15 protein-coding genes are annotated in these 19,665 nt (G+C 40.4%); 8 read left to right on the top strand and 7 right to left on the bottom strand.

Going from position 1 to position 19,665, the window contains the following annotated elements:
* The first annotated feature begins 1 nt into the window (after position 1).
* The 6 genes from hisB to LPB86_RS09790 all read left to right on the top strand — a co-directional run bounded on the left by hisB (position 2) and on the right by LPB86_RS09790 (position 4,856).
* Positions 2 to 1,135: a bifunctional histidinol-phosphatase/imidazoleglycerol-phosphate dehydratase HisB gene (gene hisB, locus LPB86_RS09815; protein WP_230642983.1), complete on the top strand. Its 1,134-nt coding sequence runs from the start codon at positions 2 to 4 to the stop codon at positions 1,133 to 1,135.
* Between the two features lie 135 nt (positions 1,136 to 1,270).
* Complete coding sequence (hisH, locus tag LPB86_RS09810; RefSeq protein WP_230642980.1) at positions 1,271 to 1,861, top strand: imidazole glycerol phosphate synthase subunit HisH; 591 nt, start codon at positions 1,271 to 1,273, stop codon at positions 1,859 to 1,861.
* 5 nt (positions 1,862 to 1,866) lie between these two features.
* A complete protein-coding gene (gene hisA, locus LPB86_RS09805) occupies positions 1,867 to 2,616 on the top strand; it encodes a 1-(5-phosphoribosyl)-5-[(5-phosphoribosylamino)methylideneamino]imidazole-4-carboxamide isomerase (RefSeq protein WP_230642977.1) in 750 nt (249 codons plus the stop codon).
* A gap of 3 nt (positions 2,617 to 2,619) precedes the next feature.
* Positions 2,620 to 3,375, top strand: coding sequence for an imidazole glycerol phosphate synthase subunit HisF (gene hisF, locus LPB86_RS09800; protein ID WP_230642974.1), 756 nt, complete (start codon positions 2,620 to 2,622; stop codon positions 3,373 to 3,375).
* Entirely contained in the window at positions 3,372 to 3,959 is a 588-nt protein-coding gene (gene hisIE / locus LPB86_RS09795; RefSeq protein ID WP_230642971.1) for a bifunctional phosphoribosyl-AMP cyclohydrolase/phosphoribosyl-ATP diphosphatase HisIE, read from the top strand. The genes hisF and hisIE overlap by 4 nt, the downstream gene beginning before the upstream one ends.
* A complete protein-coding gene (locus tag LPB86_RS09790; RefSeq protein WP_230642970.1) occupies positions 3,960 to 4,856 on the top strand; it encodes a WD40 repeat domain-containing protein in 897 nt (298 codons plus the stop codon).
* Here the strand turns inward: LPB86_RS09790 and LPB86_RS09785 are convergent.
* The 5 genes from LPB86_RS09785 to LPB86_RS09765 form a co-directional block, all read right to left on the bottom strand.
* Entirely contained in the window at positions 4,849 to 10,740 is a 5,892-nt protein-coding gene (locus LPB86_RS09785) for a carboxypeptidase-like regulatory domain-containing protein (protein ID WP_230642967.1), read from the bottom strand. The two genes, LPB86_RS09790 and LPB86_RS09785, sit on opposite strands and share 8 nt — an antisense overlap.
* A gap of 49 nt (positions 10,741 to 10,789) precedes the next feature.
* Positions 10,790 to 11,569, bottom strand: a complete 780-nt coding sequence (locus tag LPB86_RS09780) for a C40 family peptidase (protein WP_230642964.1) — start codon at positions 11,567 to 11,569, stop codon at positions 10,790 to 10,792.
* A 109-nt stretch (positions 11,570 to 11,678) separates the two neighbouring features.
* Entirely contained in the window at positions 11,679 to 14,282 is a 2,604-nt protein-coding gene (locus LPB86_RS09775) for a TonB-dependent receptor (RefSeq protein WP_230642962.1), read from the bottom strand.
* 202 nt (positions 14,283 to 14,484) lie between these two features.
* A complete protein-coding gene (locus LPB86_RS09770; RefSeq protein ID WP_230642959.1) occupies positions 14,485 to 15,423 on the bottom strand; it encodes a FecR family protein in 939 nt (312 codons plus the stop codon).
* A gap of 85 nt (positions 15,424 to 15,508) precedes the next feature.
* Positions 15,509 to 16,060 (bottom strand): RNA polymerase sigma-70 factor, encoded by a 552-nt coding sequence (locus LPB86_RS09765; RefSeq protein ID WP_230642956.1) that lies wholly within the window; start codon positions 16,058 to 16,060, stop codon positions 15,509 to 15,511.
* A 130-nt stretch (positions 16,061 to 16,190) separates the two neighbouring features.
* Between LPB86_RS09765 and LPB86_RS09760 the strand changes: the two genes are divergently transcribed.
* Complete coding sequence (locus tag LPB86_RS09760) at positions 16,191 to 16,646, top strand: universal stress protein (RefSeq protein ID WP_230642953.1); 456 nt, start codon at positions 16,191 to 16,193, stop codon at positions 16,644 to 16,646.
* Between the two features lie 68 nt (positions 16,647 to 16,714).
* On the opposite strand, the gene LPB86_RS09755 is transcribed toward LPB86_RS09760, so the two are convergent.
* Positions 16,715 to 17,065 carry a 4Fe-4S dicluster domain-containing protein gene (locus LPB86_RS09755; RefSeq protein ID WP_230642950.1) on the bottom strand — a complete coding sequence of 117 codons (351 nt, stop codon included), beginning with the start codon at positions 17,063 to 17,065 and terminating at the stop codon, positions 16,715 to 16,717.
* 76 nt (positions 17,066 to 17,141) lie between these two features.
* Here LPB86_RS09755 and LPB86_RS09750 point away from each other — a divergent pair, with 76 nt between their 5' ends.
* The gene (locus LPB86_RS09750; protein ID WP_230642947.1) at positions 17,142 to 18,161 is read left to right on the top strand and encodes an acyl-CoA reductase; all 1,020 of its coding nucleotides are present in this window, start codon (positions 17,142 to 17,144) and stop codon (positions 18,159 to 18,161) included.
* Here the strand turns inward: LPB86_RS09750 and LPB86_RS09745 are convergent.
* Entirely contained in the window at positions 18,158 to 19,579 is a 1,422-nt protein-coding gene (locus LPB86_RS09745; protein ID WP_230642944.1) for a glycosyl hydrolase family 65 protein, read from the bottom strand. The two genes, LPB86_RS09750 and LPB86_RS09745, sit on opposite strands and share 4 nt — an antisense overlap.
* Between the last annotated feature and the right edge of the window lie 86 nt (positions 19,580 to 19,665).

Below are 19,665 nucleotides of genomic sequence, written 5' to 3'. Positions count from 1 at the left end.
AATGAAGAAAATACTTTTTATAGACCGAGACGGCACACTGATTACAGAACCAGAAGACGAACAAATAGATTCCTTTGCCAAGCTGGTCTTCTACCCTATGTCGTTATACTACCTCTCAAAAATTGCCCGCGAGCTGGATTTTGAATTGGTGATGGTTACCAATCAGGATGGACTGGGCACAGATTCGCACCCTGAACCTAACTTTTGGCCAGTACACAATTTTATCCTGGATACGTTTGCCGGTGAGGGGGTTAAGTTTAGCGAAGTAATTATTGACCGCACTTTTGCCCATGAGAATGCACCTACACGTAAACCCAATACAGGTTTATTACAACATTTTTTAACAGGTGAATATGATCTTGAAAACTCATTTGTAATCGGCGACCGCATCAATGATGTAATCCTGGCAAAAAACCTGAATGCAAAAGCCATCTGGCTGCGCAACAATGACCTGTTGGGCGCCAACGAACTGCTGGAAAAGGTAGAAGCGGTAACAGACATTATTGCTTTGGAAACGACAAAATGGGAAGACATTTACACCTTTCTGAGGGCTGGAAGTCGCGTGGTAACACACGAACGCAATACCAACGAAACCAAAATCAGCATTAAAATTGATCTTGATGGTACCGGAAAAGCAGAGATCTCTACAGGCCTCAACTTTTTTGACCATATGCTGGATCAAATTGCACGTCATGGCAGCATTGACTTAAAGGTCATCACCAAAGGCGATTTACACATTGATGAACACCATACAGTTGAAGATACCGGAATTGCACTTGGAGAAGCTTTTGCTAAAGCCATAGGCAACAAATTAGGTCTGGAACGTTATGGCTTTTGCCTGCCAATGGACGACTGCCTTGCGCAGGCGGCTATTGATTTTGGTGGCCGCAGCTGGATAGTTTGGGATGCAGAATTTAAACGTGAAAGCGTTGGTGATGTGCCCACAGAAATGTTCTATCACTTCTTTAAATCTTTTAGTGACGCTGCAAAATGCAACCTGAACATCAAAGCAGAGGGTATAAATGAACACCATAAAATAGAAGCTATTTTTAAAGCTTTCGCTAAAGCCATCAAAATGGCTGTTAAACGCGATGCAGAAAAACTGGTATTACCGAGTACAAAAGGCGTATTGTAAAATGGAACAAAGAGTGAAAGAACAAAGAGTAAGGAATGAAGATAAGAAAGCAAATCCAATCTTTTATCCTTATTTCTCAAATTTTTATGACGCAAGTCTTTGTTCCAAAAATCCATGTTCTTTAATCTAAAAAAAATGATTGGAATTGTAAATTATGGCGCGGGCAACATCTTTTCGCTGACTTCTGCGCTCGACAGACTTAACATTCCTTACGGGATGGTAAATACAGAAGAAGAATTACAGGCTTACAGCCATATCATTATTCCGGGTGTTGGACACGCCGGCACCGCCATGAAAAAACTGGAAGATACGGGATTGGTAGAGGCCATTAAAGCGTTAACCAAGCCCGTATTGGGGATTTGTGTGGGGATGCAGCTGATTACAGCGCATTCTGAAGAAGGTGATGCCGATATGATGAAGATTTTTCCCTTAAAAACAAAACTGTTTGATAAGGATAAAGGCATCAAAATTCCGCACATGGGTTGGAACAACATCAGCCATAAAAACAATTTATTATTCGAAGGTGTTGAAAACGAGGCACAATTTTACTTCGTTCATTCGTACTTTATTGAATATAACCCTACTTTTGACATCGCAACTGCAAATTACGGAATGCCGTTTTCTGCAGCCATACAAAAAGACAATTTTTATGGCGTCCAGTTTCATCCTGAAAAGTCAGGTGCGGCGGGCGAACGTTTATTAAAGAATTTTTCAAACTTAAGATAAGTAAGATGTACATTATTCCCGCAATTGATATTTTAGATGGAAAAGTTGTTCGCCTGAGGGAAGGCGACTACGACCAAAAAACGGTTTACGATGTTTCCATCGCCGACATGATTGAAACTTACCGTTCTAATGGTACTGAGTTTATTCATATCATTGATTTAAATGGCGCAAAAGGCGATTTCAGCAACCAGGCCGAGTTGTTTGACATCATTAAAAAAACCGACATGCGTGTACAATACGGAGGCGGTATCCGCACCATTGAGCAAGTAACGGGTTTACTGGATGCTGGGATCCATAGGGTAATTGTAGGTACACAGGCCATTACCAATCCAGATTTTCTGTCTGACCTCAGTAAAGAAGTTGGTAAGAAATATGATTATGCCAACCGCATTGTAATTGCTATTGATGTATTAGACGAGGTAATTAAATATTCGGGCTGGATGGAAAGCTCTCCTATAAAACTGATGGATTACGTTGACAAATGTTTACAGTTAGGCTTTTTCAGGTTCCTGTGTACCGACATCAATAAAGATGGCAAATTAGGTGGCGCAGCAATTGACCTTTACAAAAAACTATTGGAACACTCTCCGTTCATTAAACTGATTGCCTCTGGAGGCGTAAGTTCTATGGAAGACATTGAAGAACTGGCCAAACTGGAAGTAAGATCTGTAGTGGTAGGGAAAGCGATTTACGAAAACCGCATTACCATTGAAGAGATTAAAGAATGGAACCTTAGGGCGATGACTTCCCTTTAATTTATGCTGAGCAAACGCATTATACCCTGTTTGGATGTCAAAGACGGAAGAACGGTTAAAGGGGTAAATTTTGTAGACCTTAAAGATGCCGGAGACCCGGTAGAACTTGCCTGGCAATATGCGCAGCAGGGCGCTGATGAACTGGTATTTCTGGACATCACGGCCACGCATGAACGCAGGGGAACCACTATAGATATGGTTAAAGCGGTAGCCAGACAGCTAAACATCCCTTTTACCATTGGCGGCGGCATTACCACCATTGCAGATGCAGAAGCCCTATTAAATTCAGGAGCAGACAAGATCAGCATCAATTCTGCCGCAGTAAGGAACCCGGCTTTGATTGAGGAACTGGCCAAAGCTTTTGGTGTACAGTTTGTAGTGGTTGCTGTAGATACTAAATTGGTAGTTGGCCGCAATATGGTACATTTAAATGGCGGAAGGCTAATTACCAGTCTGGAAACAGAAAACTGGATTAAAGAGGCTGAAAGCCTTGGTGCAGGAGAGATCCTGCTGACTTCTATGGACCATGATGGCACTAAAAATGGCTTTGACTGTGGCTTACTTGATACCATTGCTCAATCTATCAATATTCCTGTAATTGCATCTGGTGGCGCGGGTAAAGTGGAACATTTTACAGAAGTATTTACTAAAACAGGCGTAGATGCCGCACTGGCAGCTTCTGTATTTCATTTTGGTGAAATCCCTATCCCCTTTTTAAAAAACGAATTAAAAAAACACAATATACCGGTAAGGTTATGAATATAGATTTTGAAAAAACCGATGGATTGGTTCCTGTCATTATTCAGGATGTACAAACATTGGAAGTGTTGATGCTGGGATATATGAACCAGGAAGCCTGGAATAAAACGCAAGCAGAAGGCAAAGTAACTTTTTACTCGCGCTCTAAAAAACGGCTTTGGACCAAAGGTGAAGAAAGTGGGAATTTTCTGTTTGTTAAAGAAAGCCATATCGACTGTGATAACGACACCCTATTGATTAAAGCAAGTCCTGTAGGCCCAACTTGTCATACTGGAAGCAGAAGCTGTTTTAAAACCAATTATAACCAGAACTTTATTTTTGAACTGGAAAAAATCATCGGCGACAGGTACGACAACCCTGTTGAAGGGTCTTATGTGAATAAACTGCGCAACAAAGGCCTGAATAAAATAGCCCAGAAAGTGGGTGAAGAAGGTGTAGAAACTGTAATTGCCGCATTAAATGAAACAGAAGAGGAATTTATTGGCGAAAGTTCTGACCTCATTTTCCACCTGCTGGTATTGCTACGGGAAAAAGGAAAAACACTAAATGACATTGCCCTTAACCTGGAAAGCCGTCATAAATAAATGTTAAAGCACCTGCATACCCTTAAAGGACACCAAAATCCCATTTATACCATTGCAAACGGTACAAAACCTGGCGTAATCTATACAGCGGGCAACGATAAGGGTGTGGTAGAATGGTCATTGGATACGATGGCCTTTGTAAAAGTAATTCTACCTGTGCAAACTTCTGTTTATGCTTTGCACAGGTACAACAACCTGCTGTTTGTAGCACAAAAAAATGGCCTCATCCTGGTGTTTGACCTGAACCTGCAGCAAACAGTTGCTTCTCTGCATTTCCATGAAAAAGCCGTTTTTGACATCAGAACCATCCCCTCAAAAAATGAACTCATCAGCACAGGCGAGGATGGAATTGTGGCGGTTTGGTCGCTTGCAGATTATACCCTGCTGTACCACTTCCCCGTGATCAATAACACGGTGAGAACGCTTGCACTGAGCAAAGATGAAAAAGAAATTGCCATTGGCAGCAAAGATGGCGTAGTGAGAATTTACCAGTCGGCAGATTACAGCCTTGTTCGTGAATTATCCGGGCATACATTTCCCATTACAGCATTACAATATTCTCCAGAAGGCCATCAGCTTCTTTCAGGAAGCAGGGATGCGCAGTTAAAAGTATGGAACCTGCCAGACTATAGCCTGCAGCAAAATATCCCGGCACATATGTTTAGTGTCTACAGCATCGTTTTCCATCCCACACTGCCCCTTTTTGCCACCTGCAGCCAGGATAAAAGCATTAAGATCTGGGACAGTAAAGAATTTAAGCTGTACAAGATCTTAAGCCTTGAAAAAAACACAGAAGGACACCTTCATTCCGTAAACAAACTGCTTTGGACACCTGACGGCAAACATCTGATTTCTACAGGTGATGACCGCCAGGTGATGGTATGGGATTTTAGTTAACCGCAACCCGCTTCATGCCCTCTCTTCCATAAAACACAGGATAATACATCATTTCTGCCTTGGCAGGATTCAGGATGTAATTCCCAGAATACCTTGGCATCAACTCTACGTTAAAATAATACGTACCCTGCTTAAGTTTAGTACAGAAAACAGCTACCTTGTTTTTAAAATATTCACGATGCGTTTCAGGTCCCCAATAATTTTGCTGCTTATTTTCATAAGAGCAGCCCGCAGGGATCGGGATCTCAATCATTACATAATCTGCATCAGCACGAACATTTACCCTCACTTCCAATGAACTAAGCACACCTGCTTTGAGCGAAGACACAACTTTATCTTTCACCACAAACCTTGACGTAACTTTAAAATCACCATCCACCTTTAAAGGTTTAGGGTTGTTGAATTGCTGGTAAGCGGTAAAATAAACCGGAGCATCACCTTTCTTTTGCAAGCTGAGGGCCTGAGGGCCCACTACCCTGTCAAAAGGAAATTTATTGATAGTTTCTGTTTTGTTTAACACTATAGCGGCAGGCTCCGCTTTTTTACCCGGCACCATCATATCTGGCAGAATGGTTTCCAGGATTAAAGAAGATTCATAGGTATTGCGCCATTGCCCATCTTTTCTTTGCTCCAGAAAGTAACGATGAATTTTTTCCAGTTCATTTTTATAATTGCCTGCTTTTTTCAAAATCCGGTAGGCCATCAGTGTGTTTTGAACGCTGTTGTCCCAGAATGTCCAGTTGGCATTCCCCCAATAACTGTTACCAAACATGGTTTGTTTCTTAACTTGTAAAAGCCAGTTAAAATCAACCGGCAAACCTGCCTTTTGCCTCAGCTCCATAATTTGAAGCCTGTCATACACAGAAAGTTCATATTTGTATTTCGCTGCATCCGCAATTTTTTGCTTTTCTATTGCAATGACCCAATCTTTCAAATAATATTTATCACTCAGTAAATGAAGCAGCCTTACCGCAAATACCTGATCATAATCCTTTCTTCCAGCCAGTTTATCAACCAGATAATTGTATGTCCTGGTTTTATCCAACTTTACCGCATAACCTTGCTGCTCTGCCATTAACAAGGCTTCTGTAACATGCAGGGAAATCCAAAGCTCTTCCTGACTATTTTGCCACCATCCCCAGGTGCCCTCAGTTTTTTTGGTATTCTGCAGCTTTTTAATCAGCTCCTTAATGTTTTTTTCTTCCTTAAATTCTTCGCTCAGGTACAACCTAACTTTCTTTTCCAACAACAGGGCTTTCAATTTAGAAGCCATTTGCTCGTTACATAAGTATTCATACTTGCGTAGTTTCTCCATTTCATCCAGCAACGTAGGGAAAACAGAAGCCTCTGCCCTTAAGGTCACTTTCCCTAAGGAAGCATCAAAAGCATAGTTTATTGTGGTATCGCGGGTTAAAGCATTAAATACCCCTTTTGTCTCCAACACCCCCGCTTCAAATACCGGTATTTTACGGATTTCACCATCAAAATACCCATTGTCCTGTTTCATGGTATATTCAAACTTCAGGCTATCCTTAACTGCAGCCTCATTTCCCTTAGCCACAATCGCAATTGTATCTATGTGGGCATTCTTATAACTAATCTTGTTGTTGCGCAACTCTAAATCGTTGTAACTAAATTTACGCAGCACAGTTTCTTCAGCATTGCTGTAATTCATCAGCTTCCCGATAACCTTAATGCTATCACCTACAATAGCAAACTGCGGAGAAACAAAATTTGCACTTAGCATTTTAAAAGATTTGATGCCGGTTACTGCTGTACCACTCTGTTTTTTTCCGTTCATGGCAATCAGTTTAGTGCTCCAATTGGTAATGTCGTCTGGAAACTTAACCGTAAAAGCAGCAACACCATTAGCATCTGTAAATAGTTTTGGTTGCCAAAAAGCATAGTCAGAAAAATTAGTACGCATGGTATCTTCCTGCGGAACGAGCTCCCCAGCAGGATTAGCGGCCAAATTTCCTGATTTGGACTTTATAATGATGACTCCATTTGCGCCTCTTGCACCATAAATAGATGTGGCGGCAGCATCTTTTAAAATATCTATAGAAACAATCATATCCGGACTTAAGGAATTAAGATCTCCCGAAAAGATCAATCCATCTACAATATACAATGGCTTTTGCTCAGGAGAAAGTGTACCGCTACCCCTGACCATAAAGCTATAATTGGCTTCTTTTTTAGCTTTGGCCTGAATACCTGCCACTCTACCTGCCAGCATCGTGCTTACTTCGCTAACAGCACCTGTCATACTGGTTTTTTTCACCGAACCATACCCTATTACTACAACTTCATCCAACTGATTTTTATTCTGTACCAAATAAACATCACCCTCATTCCCTTCATTGATCTCAATTTCTTTAGGCAAATAACCGATGTACGAAAAAACCAGCTTGCCCTTTTCAGGCACCTTTATCGTGAAACGTCCGTTAAGATCTGTGCTTACGCCATAGCTAATGCCTTTTATTTTTACACTAACCCCCGGCAAAGCAGTTTTATCAGTAGCGTCGATAACCCTGCCTGTTACCTTTTTGCTGAATTTAGAAAGGTTAACATTCAGATCATTTAATTTTTCATTAATCCTCACCGATGCATCGTATGGATCAGGCACGCCCCTATCAATTTTGATGGATTTAATTTGATGATCAATTCCAATACTAAGACTATCAGCAGGCTTAATTTGTACATCTTTCCAGTCAAAATAATTAGTCCCCCTATCTTTAATGTCCATTGCCTTTGAAATGAAATAACGGTTGTCTTTAAATAAATACATGAACCTGTACTTACCCGGTGCAAGGGAGTAAAACTGAACCGTATTACCTGGGTGGATCTTCAAAAAATCAGGCTCGGTTTCTTTAAAGATGATCACATTTTTAACAAAAGGCATCTTTTTACTGATGTTGGTATCCAGCTTCATGGCTAGCTTTCCCCAATTGGAACTGTATGAATATAAATTATGACTAAGCACCGTGCTGTAACTCCTTAAGTCCAGGTAGTCATTCCAGATGCTATCGATCTCACCTTTTTTTAAAGGGCTTTGCTTGTAGTCAATTGCACCGGCGTTGTAAATTTGGGCCAGGTCTCGATTAAAACCGTAAGCACTTACATGAGATTTCTGTTTTAATAACCCAGGCAGGAAAGTATATACATATCCCGGTTCCTTGATAAAATTCATGCTCAGTGTTTCAGAGTTAAACTTCAAATAATTTTCTGCAAAAGGGCCTACCACTAATGGTTGCTGCCGCGAAACAGTTGGCGGAGGGTTTAAGAGGTGAGGGACAGTATCTGCCTCAACAATCGTTTTGGCTGACTTAAAATTATCCTCAATTTTAATCATGTATTTGCTCAGCAGTTCTGATTCTTCTCTGCTAAGTACCGGGCTTACTTTGCTTACCCTTGCTTTTGTATTCAGCACATCAGCAGCAATACTCAGTATGGTCTTTACATTATCATCAAAGAAATAGTTATCCAACCGTACCAGATAATCTGTAGTGCGCAATTCGATATTGTGTTTTCCACGTTCTATTTTAAAAGCATAGCGTTTCAATTGCTCTGCCTGGCTAAAATATACCGGCACACCGTCAATATAAACAATATGAACGGGCAAAATTACGCCTTCTTTGACCACAAAAGGAACTACCATTGTGCTATCCCTATCGTACTTGTACATCATCGTTCCATTTCGCATTTCATGCTTTATTGCTCCGGGCTTATCCTGCACCCGGTCCTCCTGTATGGCGAATAAATCTTTGGTTTGCGTAAACCGGTAATATTCCAGTGTATCTAAGCCGAGTTCCCTGGCCCAGCGTTCCCATTTTAGCTTCATTTCCCCTGTTGAGGTAAGCGTATTAGACTTGAAGTTCCCTGATAATTTGCGGACTGAAAACTTTTTGCTAAAATCTGGCAAATTGACTTCAGGCTGATTGGTAAATTTTGAGGTGTAGGCAAAGGCGCTTACGTCAGTAGCGGCAGCAGGCTTGTTACTGGCATCCGTTACCTTAATCTGCATGTTTACGGTTTGTCCGGGATATACAATTTCGGGGGCGGTCAGTTTTACGGTTAATGCATTCGCTGCATACACGGCATAAGCTGATGCTGTACGCTCTGCACCAGCCCAGACATAATTGACAAGTACCTGGGCGGCTTTGGTACCCGTATGTCTCCATACCGTATCCAGGCTGCTGGTATAACCTTTAAAAATAGCCTTATTGCCAGAAAAAACAGTATACCAAAATGGAATTTTATGAGGATTATCAATACTTACCTGCAAAGAGTCCTTGCCCTGATCGGCATGCACAAGCACATCAGCAGGAAGCGCCGCCTGCAATACAGCTGTTTTAAAGCCATCTGCTATAGTGATATCGTACCTAATGGCTTTAGCATTCAAGGGGATAGCAGCAGGAAGTTGCAAGTTGCTTTCTGCTGCTTCCAGTCCTGATGGATACACTGCATGCAACCTTGCTTTTTGAGGTGCAGATTTCCCCAGTACAAAATAATCAAGGTAAATGCTATCAGCCTTTAATACGGCCTTAACTTCCTTTGCCTGCATTTTATAATACAGGTATTTACTGTCTCTCTTACTTTCATTATTGCTGTTTAAAAAGTTAAAGAACATCATAAAAGCGATGTCTGCCTTTGGGAAAATGCTGTCAGGCACAACTAGTTTAGTTTCACCCGTCGGGTCTAGCGTAATCGTTTTTTTCCATAGTGTATCGCTAACAAAACCTTGCTGATCGTAATAGTTCGTTACATTACTGGTTGTTAAAACCACATCTACCCTCCCATCTGGTACAGCCAGCATATTCTCGTCTACCGCTTTCATATAAGCAACCAGGGGGTCGCCCGGGTGGTATTCCGTTTTCTCTGTTCTAACAGAAAAATTGATTGATTTCAGTTCATATTCTTCATACCTAAAACTCCCCCTAATCACTTCTTTCCATTCATCTTTAGATTTCTCTTTAAAAATGACTTGATAGTTCGCATCTAAATCAAGGTCCAGGCTATCTGCCAGCACAAAATCTAAAGTATAACCTCCATCCCGGTACGGCTTAACAAAGCCTATAACTTTACCATCTTCATTATATTCAACAATTTCTACCCTAAACTCCTTGTCCTTTAAGGCCTTTCCTTTTCCGGTAAGCAAATATGCCTTTAATTTTACAGTATCCAGCGGTTTATACATAGGCTTATTAAAAACCATATAACCAGAATAATTAGCTTTTTTTACTTTAGGAGATTTCGGTTTCGGCGCAAAAATCCTTTTAAAAAAAGAGGCTTTCTTGCGCGAATACCCATAATTTGAGCGATTATTACCTACGTAAGGAATATTTTTTTCCTGCTGAAAGCTGAAATAGTTTTGATGCCCCTGATAGCGAACCACAATTGCCTTATTTTTATCAGAATAGCCACCTGCATAAAGCCGCGTCTTTGAATTGTACTTGAGTTTTTTACCCTTTCCTACAGCTACCATTGCATCCGGTAGTTCGTTACCTTTAAGGTCGGTAACAATCAGCTGAAAGTTCTTGTTGTCGTTAATAAAACGAACGTTTACATTATTGACCGGATGAAGAGCATAGGCCAACCTATCTTTCACCGCATTTACATAGATGTAGGTTCCCAGCGGTAAAACCCTGCTGTAAGATTTTACACGATCTGTATAAAAAGAGTCTACCAGCGTGTGCATATAGCTGTCTGCAATTACAGCATTTGTTTTTGACGCAAGCTTAAAAGCCTCTTGATCGGTTAATTTGTAAATGTAAGTATGGTAACTTGATGTTCGGCCAGTTGTTAGCTTTTTTTGTCCGAACGCAGGATTACATAGCAAAAGCGCTATAATCAGGATACTTAGAGCAGATAAAAAATGTTTCATACAAATTTGATTTGCCTATAGATGCAGAACAACAAGCTATTCCATAAGGCTATGTGGTATATCTTTTAATAATTCTGAGTTTATGGGTATACTTACCCAATTCAGCATTGTAAATACCCTGTCCATCAATAGGGTCTATCCTCACTTTACCCGAAGCATGGATAATTTCCTGCGGATTGATCATCATGCCAACATGGGTAATTTTACCATCTTCATTGTCAAAAAACGCCAGGTCACCCAACAGTACTTCGGGAAGAAAGCTCACCAGTTCTCCTTCTTCTGCTTGCTGTGAAGCATCGCGTTTAAGCCGGATGCCGTTTAACTTAAATACAATTTGTACAAAGCCAGAGCAATCTATTCCAAAGAGCATACGTCCGCCCCATAAATAAGGTACATTTAAAAAAAACATAGCAGCGGGTAAAAGACCTGCAAGGGTGATATCTGCACGATGCGGCGTAAACAGCACTTCGTACTTTTGTTCGTTTAACCGGCAAAAGCCATCTTCATAATTGGGCAAGTAACTACCCGGCGATAGATAGTAAGCAGTACCTTCAGCATCAATAAGCGTATTGCTTACCGCCAATGGAACCATGTCTTCACAGTCATGATTGGCAATATACTGCGCCAGGGTAATTTCAGTGAGCTGCCTAAAGTCCATCCAGGCTTCATAACCATCGTAAGCAGTACGCACCAACCACCAGCGTTCCGTTTTCTCAAGGATTTCTACGTGTTCTCCAAAAAGCAATTGAGAGCTCAATTCGGCACGATCACTTGGTTCCGTTCTTAAATGGGCTACTGAAACCCTGCAAATACCATATTGTTGTTCCATTGTTACAGCATGAATATAAATCTCTGCAAGATAAGGTTTAAACATAAAAAAACCACAATCCGGATCATATCCGTGATTGTGGCAAAAGAGCGACATAAGTTTAATAGATTTAAAAGCGCAGGGTTAGATTCGCTGCAACCGTTCTTGGCATTTGTGCAGTTAAAACACCCTGACCTGCAAAATATAATTCATCAGTAAGATTCTCGACTTTTACCCCCAGCCTGTAACGTTTGGTTTCATAAAACGCCGTGCTAGTAAGCAGAACATAAGATGGGAGTGTAAATATGCCAGTTGTAAGGGAATTTCCTGTTAAATGATCACCAATATAATGTGTGCCAAATCCCAAACCTAAGCCCTTCAGCTTTCCTTTTGGCATGGCGTAACTCACCCAGGAATTAAATAAGTTAGATGGTCCTGCCGAAGCCGGTCTTCTGCCGTTTAAGGCAACTGCAGCATCAGTAAGCTTACTATCGTTATAACTGTAACCGGTTATAACATTCAAACCTTCAATAGGATTTGTGATCAGTTCAAATTCTACGCCTTTACTTCTTTGCGTCCCTTTTTGAACGGAAACATTTTGAGCGGTTTGGTTATATGGCTCCAAATAAACCATATTTTTCACCTTAATATCGTAGTAACTAGCGGTAAAACTCAATTTACCTGCAAATAAGTCCATCTTGGCACCCCCCTCAAATTGATTGGCTTGCTGTGGTCTAAATACACCAGAAATGTCATTTGAAGGTTGAGCAACTGGAGCCACGTTCATAAATCCATTCATATAGTTACCGAAAACAGAAATTTTGTCTTTTATTACCTGATAAACAAGTCCTAGTTTTGGAGAGACAGCAGTTTGCATGTACTTGCTATTTAACACAAAATCATTAGTGGCTTGATTACGTGTACCTCTACTCTGGAAACGGTCAACCCTCAGGCTTAGCATCACCATAAATTGGTCGGTTACACTCAAGACATTCGAAGCATATGCACTATAAATGTTAATTTTAGTATTGTTCTTTGAAGGTGCCAAGGTACTTGTAGCCAGTTTTGCCTCTACAGCTGAACGGGAAATTTTAACATAATTAGGATCAGCAGGATTTAATCCACTCACATTATCAAATACGATATAAGGTGAATTGTCATTATTAACGGTTTGATTCAAATAATCTAAACCTATCACCATTCTGTTGCGTAAACCTAAGACCTTAAAATCACCAATAAAGTTTTGCTGAAAATCTGTAGAAGTATTTACAGAGTTTTGAAGAGAAATATTACGTTCTAACATTTCGTCGGATGTGGCACCACGAACAAACTCATACTGATAAAAGCCATCAGATTTTCGTGTATTACTGGAGTAAATGGTCTGTGAAGTCCATTGATCTGAAAGCTTATAGGTAATTTGCCCTCTAATATTTACGGTCGGATTCTTCATCACCAGGTCATTGCTGGTATAAGATCTTTTCCAGTCAAAGTTTAATTCCTGAGGAGTAGTAGCTATATAGCCCCGCACACGATTTAAAAATATACTTGAAGGACTTGTACCTTCCAATTTATAGAAGCTGGCATTTAAGCCAAAGGTAAGCCTGTCTGTAGCACGATATTCGATAGCCGGAGCAAAGAAAACCGATTTACGAAAACCAGCATCCTGAAAAGCATCCTGATTCTGGTAAGCGGCATTCATCCTAATTAATAACTTTTTATCTGCATTTACCGGACCGTAAACATCCGCACTTAAACGGTTCAACCCGTAACTACCTGTAGTGTAACCAACTTCTCCCCCTAGGGTATCTAAAGGCTTTTTAGTGACAATATTAATCAATCCACCAAATGAAATTACTGCACCACCAAATAAAGTCCCTGATGGACCTTTAATTAATTCAACCCTTTCTATATTAGCCGGGTCAATTTCACCATTGGTTTGTGCCGGAACACCGTCCATTAAGGAAGCTTCAGTTCTAAACCCACGTAAAACATAAGAAGCCGCACCATCACTGTTAATTCCTCGGGTACCTTGTATTTTATATACACCAGGACTATTTTTAAGGGCCATACTAAATTCAGTAACCATTTGCTCTGCAAGTAAAACTTTTGGAATAGTGGTGTATACCTGAGGATTCTCCAGGTTACCTAGCGGCATTTTTGCCGAGGTAGTGGTTTTCTTTACAGAGTATTTATTGGTTACACCTCCGTTAATCACCACTTCCTGTAATTGCTCATTATTTTCGGACAAGCTAAAATCAAGGAATACTGTGGCACCAGAAGAAACGGTAACATATTTCTGTTGTGGAACTAAGCCAATGAAACTAGCCACCAAAGTGTAGGTACCTTCGTCCAGATCTTTCAGCGTGTAGAAACCTTTGGCATCAACCTGGGCCATTTTTACACCTTTAATGCCTACAGTCACAAACTCTGCCGGTTTACCATCACGCGTGGTTACCCTACCTTTAATAGTTGCCCTACCCTGACCTGTTTGAATGGTAACCTGCGTGCCATTCACGCTAAGTCCTTTCAAATCTTTACCAAGTAAATTAGATAAAATATCTTTTAAAGACCGTTTAATGTAATTTCCACTTACTTTACGCTGAACATTTAACTGCGTGCTGCTGTAAGAAAACTTTACGCCTGCCTGATCTCCGATGGCCATCAGGGCATCGCTAAGACTGATATTGCTGAACTGTACGGTTACTGGCTTTTCCAGCAAGGGTTGCTGTGCCATGGCATTAAATTGTGTGAGTAAAAAAACGAAAGCCAACAGTATTATTGTTACGCTTTTTTTCTTTTGGGTACATCCTTTGTACATACTTTTGTTTTGTTGTTTAATTAATGTGAATTGATTGGGCAATATGCCCGGTGTTATGTTTGTCGACTGATCACCGGGTTTGTTTTTATAGGTAGATATCGGGCTAAAATGAGGTCATTTAATAAAATATATACTGGTTCTTATCTTTTCTGTATTTTAATTTAATGGCAAAACTGATGCTTTGCAGCACTTCTTTCAATGAGGGATTGTCAAAACGCCCGGTGTAACGCTCCTGCTCGAGGTCTTTATCACCAATAGAAACCTTTACGCCATACCAGCGTTCCAACACTGGCGCCACCTCTTTTAATTTCTGGTTATCGAACAAAAGCTGGTTATTTTTCCAAGCCAGGTGTTTAGCCACATATACCTCTTCTTTATAGATTGATTTTCCATCATAAATGCCTTGCTGATTTGCGGTAAGAATGAGGTGTTCGGAAGATGATAGTCCTGAAAAACTAACCTTTCCCTCTTCTACCACTACATTTGTTTGCCGCTCTGATGGATATGCCCTTAAATTAAACCTGGTACCCAATACACGTACAGCAATATGATTAGTGTTGATGGTAAATGGTCGTGTTTTATCTTTAGCCACTTTAAAAAAGGCTTCGCCCCTAAAACGAACATCTCTGGTATGGGCATTAAACTTTAGTGGAAAACGAATGCTGCTTCCCGAATTCAGAAAAACAACCGTACCATCTGGCAAGGTACAGGATAGCTTCTCACCATTGGCGGTGCTAATGTTCTGATACGTTACCTCTTTATTACCGGCAGAAAAATGAGCAACAAAATAATAAAGGGCTATGCCGGAGACTAAAAATAAAGCGGCTGCAATACGCAAGGCAATGGCAAACTTTAACTTAATTACCTTTTTACTACCCAGGTTAAAACGTTTGGAAAACCTTAACCAACCTTTATTTTCCAACGCAGCAAGATCAACATGTTCAGGAAAACTCATTTCTACCTCCTCGTTTTCCAACCATTCTTCTACAGCATACTGCTCCTCTGGAGTGCAGGAGCCAAGATGGTAACGTTCGATGAGTGCTTTTGTAATCTGCATATATACTAAAGCCGATTAACAGGGAATTTCTCCTAGGTGCTTAAAGAGAAAAAATCACAACCTACTGATTTATAGTGAGATTATTTTAATACTGATACTCACCGAGCTGCACCCTTAAAAAATTAAGTGCCTTATACAGGTGATACTCTACAGTTTTTTCTGAAATAAGTAATGTCGATGCAATGTGTTTAATGGAAAGACCTTCCTCACGGCTCATACGGTAAACCTCACGGCATCGGCAGGGTAACTGCTCAACAAGCTCAGTAATGTTATTGTTCAGCTCATTGAAATAGACAGAGTCTTCAGTACATTTACCACTGGTACAAAGGTCTTTAATTGCACAATCCAGATGTTTTTGATGATTGGCAGCCGTGCGAAGATATTCAAATGCTTCCAGTTTTGCTGCCCGGTGCAAGTACTTTTCAACCGTGGTTTTAATCGTTAACCGATCGCGGCGCTCCCAAAGTGATGTAAAGAGGTCTTGAGTAATTTCTTCTGCGATCTCCTGATCTTTAAGGTAATGGTAGCAAATTCCGAAAACTGATTTCCAATGACTACGGTACAAAGTCTCAAATGATTTTTCATCCAAAGGAAAAATATCACCTAACCCGTAACTGTTATCGTCTTGCTGAACCAATCTTCTAAATTTTCTCCAAAGCTACATATTAACTGGAATAAATCTAAATAATATAACCTTCAAAATGTTTGCTTAAACATTTAACCTGCCGATTTGTTATATAAACAGTAAACCTTCAATCTAATTGACCATGAATCCTAAAAGAATAATGATCGCTGTAGACAACAGTGCCTGCGCAGAAAAAGCTGCAAAAACAGGTTATGATTTAGCGAAAACTTATCATGCCGAAGTGGCGCTTGTAAATATAATTGAACCTATACCTGCCAATGTAAATCCAGACATGACCTTAACGCCTGTATTTTTAGAAACGTACGACGACAGTGAGGAGAACAGTCATGTATTATTAAAGGAAATCGAAGATAAATATGGTTTCGGGGTAAAAACCACCTACCTGAGTGTGATGGATAGCGCTGCACATGGTATCATTCAGCAATCAGACGAATGGGGTTCTGATTTAATTGTAATAGGCACTTACGGCCGCACTGGCTTATACCATTTTTTGATGGGTAGCGTTGCGGAACACGTAGCCAGAAAATCGGCCTGCCCGGTACTTATTGTACCTAATAAATACGAAGAGAAAGCATAATTTACAAAATACAGGATATAAAAAAAGGACGCTGCGGGCGTCCTTTTTTTATATGTATAATGGGACGACTATCCTTCCTGGTGTAACCAGCTTTTCTTAGTCAGCAATTCTTCTTCTGTCTCGCGGATGTCTTCATCATCCACACAGCAATCTACCGGACAAACCGCAGCACACTGAGGCTCATCATGAAAACCTTTACACTCTGTACATTTATCAGAAACAATATAATATACTTCGTCAGATACCGCTTCCATAGAAGCCTCAGCATCTATTTGAGCATCTCCAAAATCTATGATCCCATTCAGGCTGGTACCATCAGAAAATCTCCAGGCAGTGCCTGCGTCATAAATAGCATTATTTGGGCATTCAGGCTCACATGCTCCGCAATTAATACATTCGTCTGTTATTTTAATAGCCATGTCTTCGTCTATATCTACTGCTAAAGTTAACTTTGCATGGCAAATATAACACATAAACTTTAAAATAGTTCAAAACATGCCCCTTCTTACCAACGAAAAATTAATTATTGCATTCCACAAACTAAGTGCTTTTATGGCTTCCCCAAGCCCTGAATTTAGCTATTTAATGGAATCAGCCTCCAATAGCAATGCATGGTTTACACTGGAAGAAGTAAAAAGAGCAGTAAATTCATTGCACGAAATGCTGAATACTGCAGACCTTGAAAAATGGTTTGAATCCATTACTATAAGTCCATCTCCCAAAAAGGTAGGCCTAATTTTAGCTGGCAATATCCCACTGGTTGGCTTCCATGATGTGATTTCTGTTCTGGCAACCGGAAATATTGCCGTCATTAAGATGAGCTCTTCCGATCAAAAGCTACTCCCTGCCTTACTTGCACAGCTCATTGCTTTTGAACCGCTCTTGGCCGACCATGTGGTTTATACCGAACGGTTAAAGGATTTTGATGCTATTATTGCCACCGGAAGCAATAACACCTCACGCTATTTTGAGTACTACTTTGGCAAAGTGCCCAATATCATCAGAAAAAACAGGAACAGTGTAGCTGTGTTAACCGGAAATGAAACAGCAGCAGAAATTGAATTACTGGGACATGATCTATTTGATTATTTTGGTTTAGGTTGCCGCAATGTTTCCAAAATATACCTTCCTGAGCAATATGACATCAAAAACTTTTTTGAACCGCTTGAAGGTTATAAAGGCATTGCCGATCACTTTAAATACAATAACAACTACGATTACAATAAATCTATTTATCTGGTAAACCTGGATCAGCATTACGACAATGGCTTTTTATTGCTAAAACCCGATGCAGGGCTTTCCTCGCCGCTGGCTGTTTTATATCTGGAACGGTACAAGGATTTGAGCGAAGTGGAAGCCGCATTGACTGCCAATGAAGAAAACATTCAATGTGTGGTAAGCAGGTTAGATTTAAACATTCCATTTAAAACCCTTGCTTTTGGAGATTCACAACATCCTAAACTTTGGGATTATGCTGACAACATCAGTACGGTTGACTTTTTAGCTCAGCTTTAATCTGTCAAGCTAATTTCAATATGGTGAGCTCCTGATAAATTAGATGGTATCTGTGGCTTAGGCAATACTTTATCATCTAATTTAAAACTCTTTACGGTAGCGCCATTTCCTGTTAGCGAAATGGTTAACACAGCGTTTCGGTAATTTAATTTCGCCAAAGTAATTTGATGGATTTCTGCGGGCAAATAGGGACTGAAACTAAGTTGATCTGAATTAAACTGAAGGCCAAAGATCCCATTTAATATCATATTCAGGTAGGCAGTGGCCGACCAGGTTTGCAACTTGCAACTTTCCCAGTGAAAATCAGGCTTCCCTGCCTCATTGTCTTGAAATCCACCATCGGGCTTGGCCGTATATGGATTATATACCTCTCTAAAGTTATAATCTCCAGCTTTCTCATCCAGCGCCAGATGGATAAGGTTAAAAAGCTCATTTTTGAAAGTAGGGTAATCCTTGCATTGTATGGCCGCGGCGGCAAAGAAACCATTTACCATTGGCCATATGATGTTGTTGTGCCGCCCTGGTTTTTGAGCAGAATACCTTGGAAAATCCGGATAAATAGAAGTAATGCCATATTTTGATACCAGGGCATTTTGCACTATAGCCTTAGCTTTTGCCCCATCAATAATTTTAAACAATACGGCATATGAAATCCCTAAAGCTTCCTGCGAAGGGTCTGCTTTTCCATTTTGATCTATCAGGTAATAAAATTTGTTGTTCTCTTTATCATATAAATGCTTCAATATACTGGCTTTTAATTGTCCGGCTTTTTGCTGATAAAGCATTGAAACAGCTGCTGGTTGCTTAACGGCCTTTGCCATTTTTGCTAATGCAAGATAGGCACCATAGTATGCTGCATTTGTGCTTAAACATTTTATATGAACCGAATTTTTATGTTTGGTAACTGCCGAAGCGTTATTTCCCGGTTCGTAAATTGGCTCCGGGTAGGCCGCAATGCCATCGTTAAATACAGATGGGCCTTTAAATAAACCATATTTGGTATCCAGCTGCTGTGCTTCCAGATGTTTCATGGTTTTGGCAGAACAGGCGTAGGCTTCTTTTAAAAATTGTTCATTTCCATTAATCTGATAGTGCTGCCATGCCGCAATTACCCATAGAATTTTATCCCAATACTGGTGGCCAACGGTATCTTTATTTATAGTAACACTCCATAAGGAATGTTCTGCTACCTGCGGACGCAGTAGACTGGCCGCATTCCAAGAGTTGATAGAAATATCCCGGGTCCATTCTCCACCGTAATCTGTTCCGGCAGCAAGGATTCCCCTTCTTATATTGATGTCTACCGTGCCCAGTGCTAGTTTAAAGGCTTCATTAAGACCTTTATCATTAGAGCTTAGTTCCTGCCCAACTACAGAATGTGATAAAAAAAGGGATATTGCTAGTAAAATTCGTTTCATGTATTTATATCTGGTGAATGTTAAAGATTGATTGTTTCTAAGACGAGTAGCGCGGCATAAAACACCCCTGCAGAAATAGTTTATGA

Origin of the sequence: Pedobacter sp. MC2016-14, assembly GCF_020991475.1 — a bacterium.
Taxonomy (GTDB): Bacteria; Bacteroidota; Bacteroidia; order Sphingobacteriales; family Sphingobacteriaceae; genus Pedobacter.
The sequence above is the reverse complement of the archived record's forward strand: the minus strand, read 5'-3'. Positions and strand labels throughout refer to the sequence as shown.

Coding starts and splice junctions, on each gene's coding strand:
- hisH (WP_230642980.1), top strand. CDS start 1,271: ATGATTGGAATTGTAAATTATGGCGCGGGCAACATCTTTTCGCTGACT.
- hisA (WP_230642977.1), top strand. CDS start 1,867: ATGTACATTATTCCCGCAATTGATATTTTAGATGGAAAAGTTGTTCGC.
- LPB86_RS09755 (WP_230642950.1), bottom strand. CDS start 17,065: ATGGCTATTAAAATAACAGACGAATGTATTAATTGCGGAGCATGTGAG.
- LPB86_RS09780 (WP_230642964.1), bottom strand. CDS start 11,569: ATGGAACAACAATATGGTATTTGCAGGGTTTCAGTAGCCCATTTAAGA.
- LPB86_RS09785 (WP_230642967.1), bottom strand. CDS start 10,740: ATGAAACATTTTTTATCTGCTCTAAGTATCCTGATTATAGCGCTTTTG.
- hisB (WP_230642983.1), top strand. CDS start 2: ATGAAGAAAATACTTTTTATAGACCGAGACGGCACACTGATTACAGAA.
- LPB86_RS09760 (WP_230642953.1), top strand. CDS start 16,191: ATGAATCCTAAAAGAATAATGATCGCTGTAGACAACAGTGCCTGCGCA.
- LPB86_RS09745 (WP_230642944.1), bottom strand. CDS start 19,579: ATGAAACGAATTTTACTAGCAATATCCCTTTTTTTATCACATTCTGTA.
- LPB86_RS09750 (WP_230642947.1), top strand. CDS start 17,142: ATGCCCCTTCTTACCAACGAAAAATTAATTATTGCATTCCACAAACTA.
- LPB86_RS09790 (WP_230642970.1), top strand. CDS start 3,960: ATGTTAAAGCACCTGCATACCCTTAAAGGACACCAAAATCCCATTTAT.
- LPB86_RS09775 (WP_230642962.1), bottom strand. CDS start 14,282: ATGGCACAGCAACCCTTGCTGGAAAAGCCAGTAACCGTACAGTTCAGC.
- hisF (WP_230642974.1), top strand. CDS start 2,620: ATGCTGAGCAAACGCATTATACCCTGTTTGGATGTCAAAGACGGAAGA.
- hisIE (WP_230642971.1), top strand. CDS start 3,372: ATGAATATAGATTTTGAAAAAACCGATGGATTGGTTCCTGTCATTATT.
- LPB86_RS09770 (WP_230642959.1), bottom strand. CDS start 15,423: ATGCAGATTACAAAAGCACTCATCGAACGTTACCATCTTGGCTCCTGC.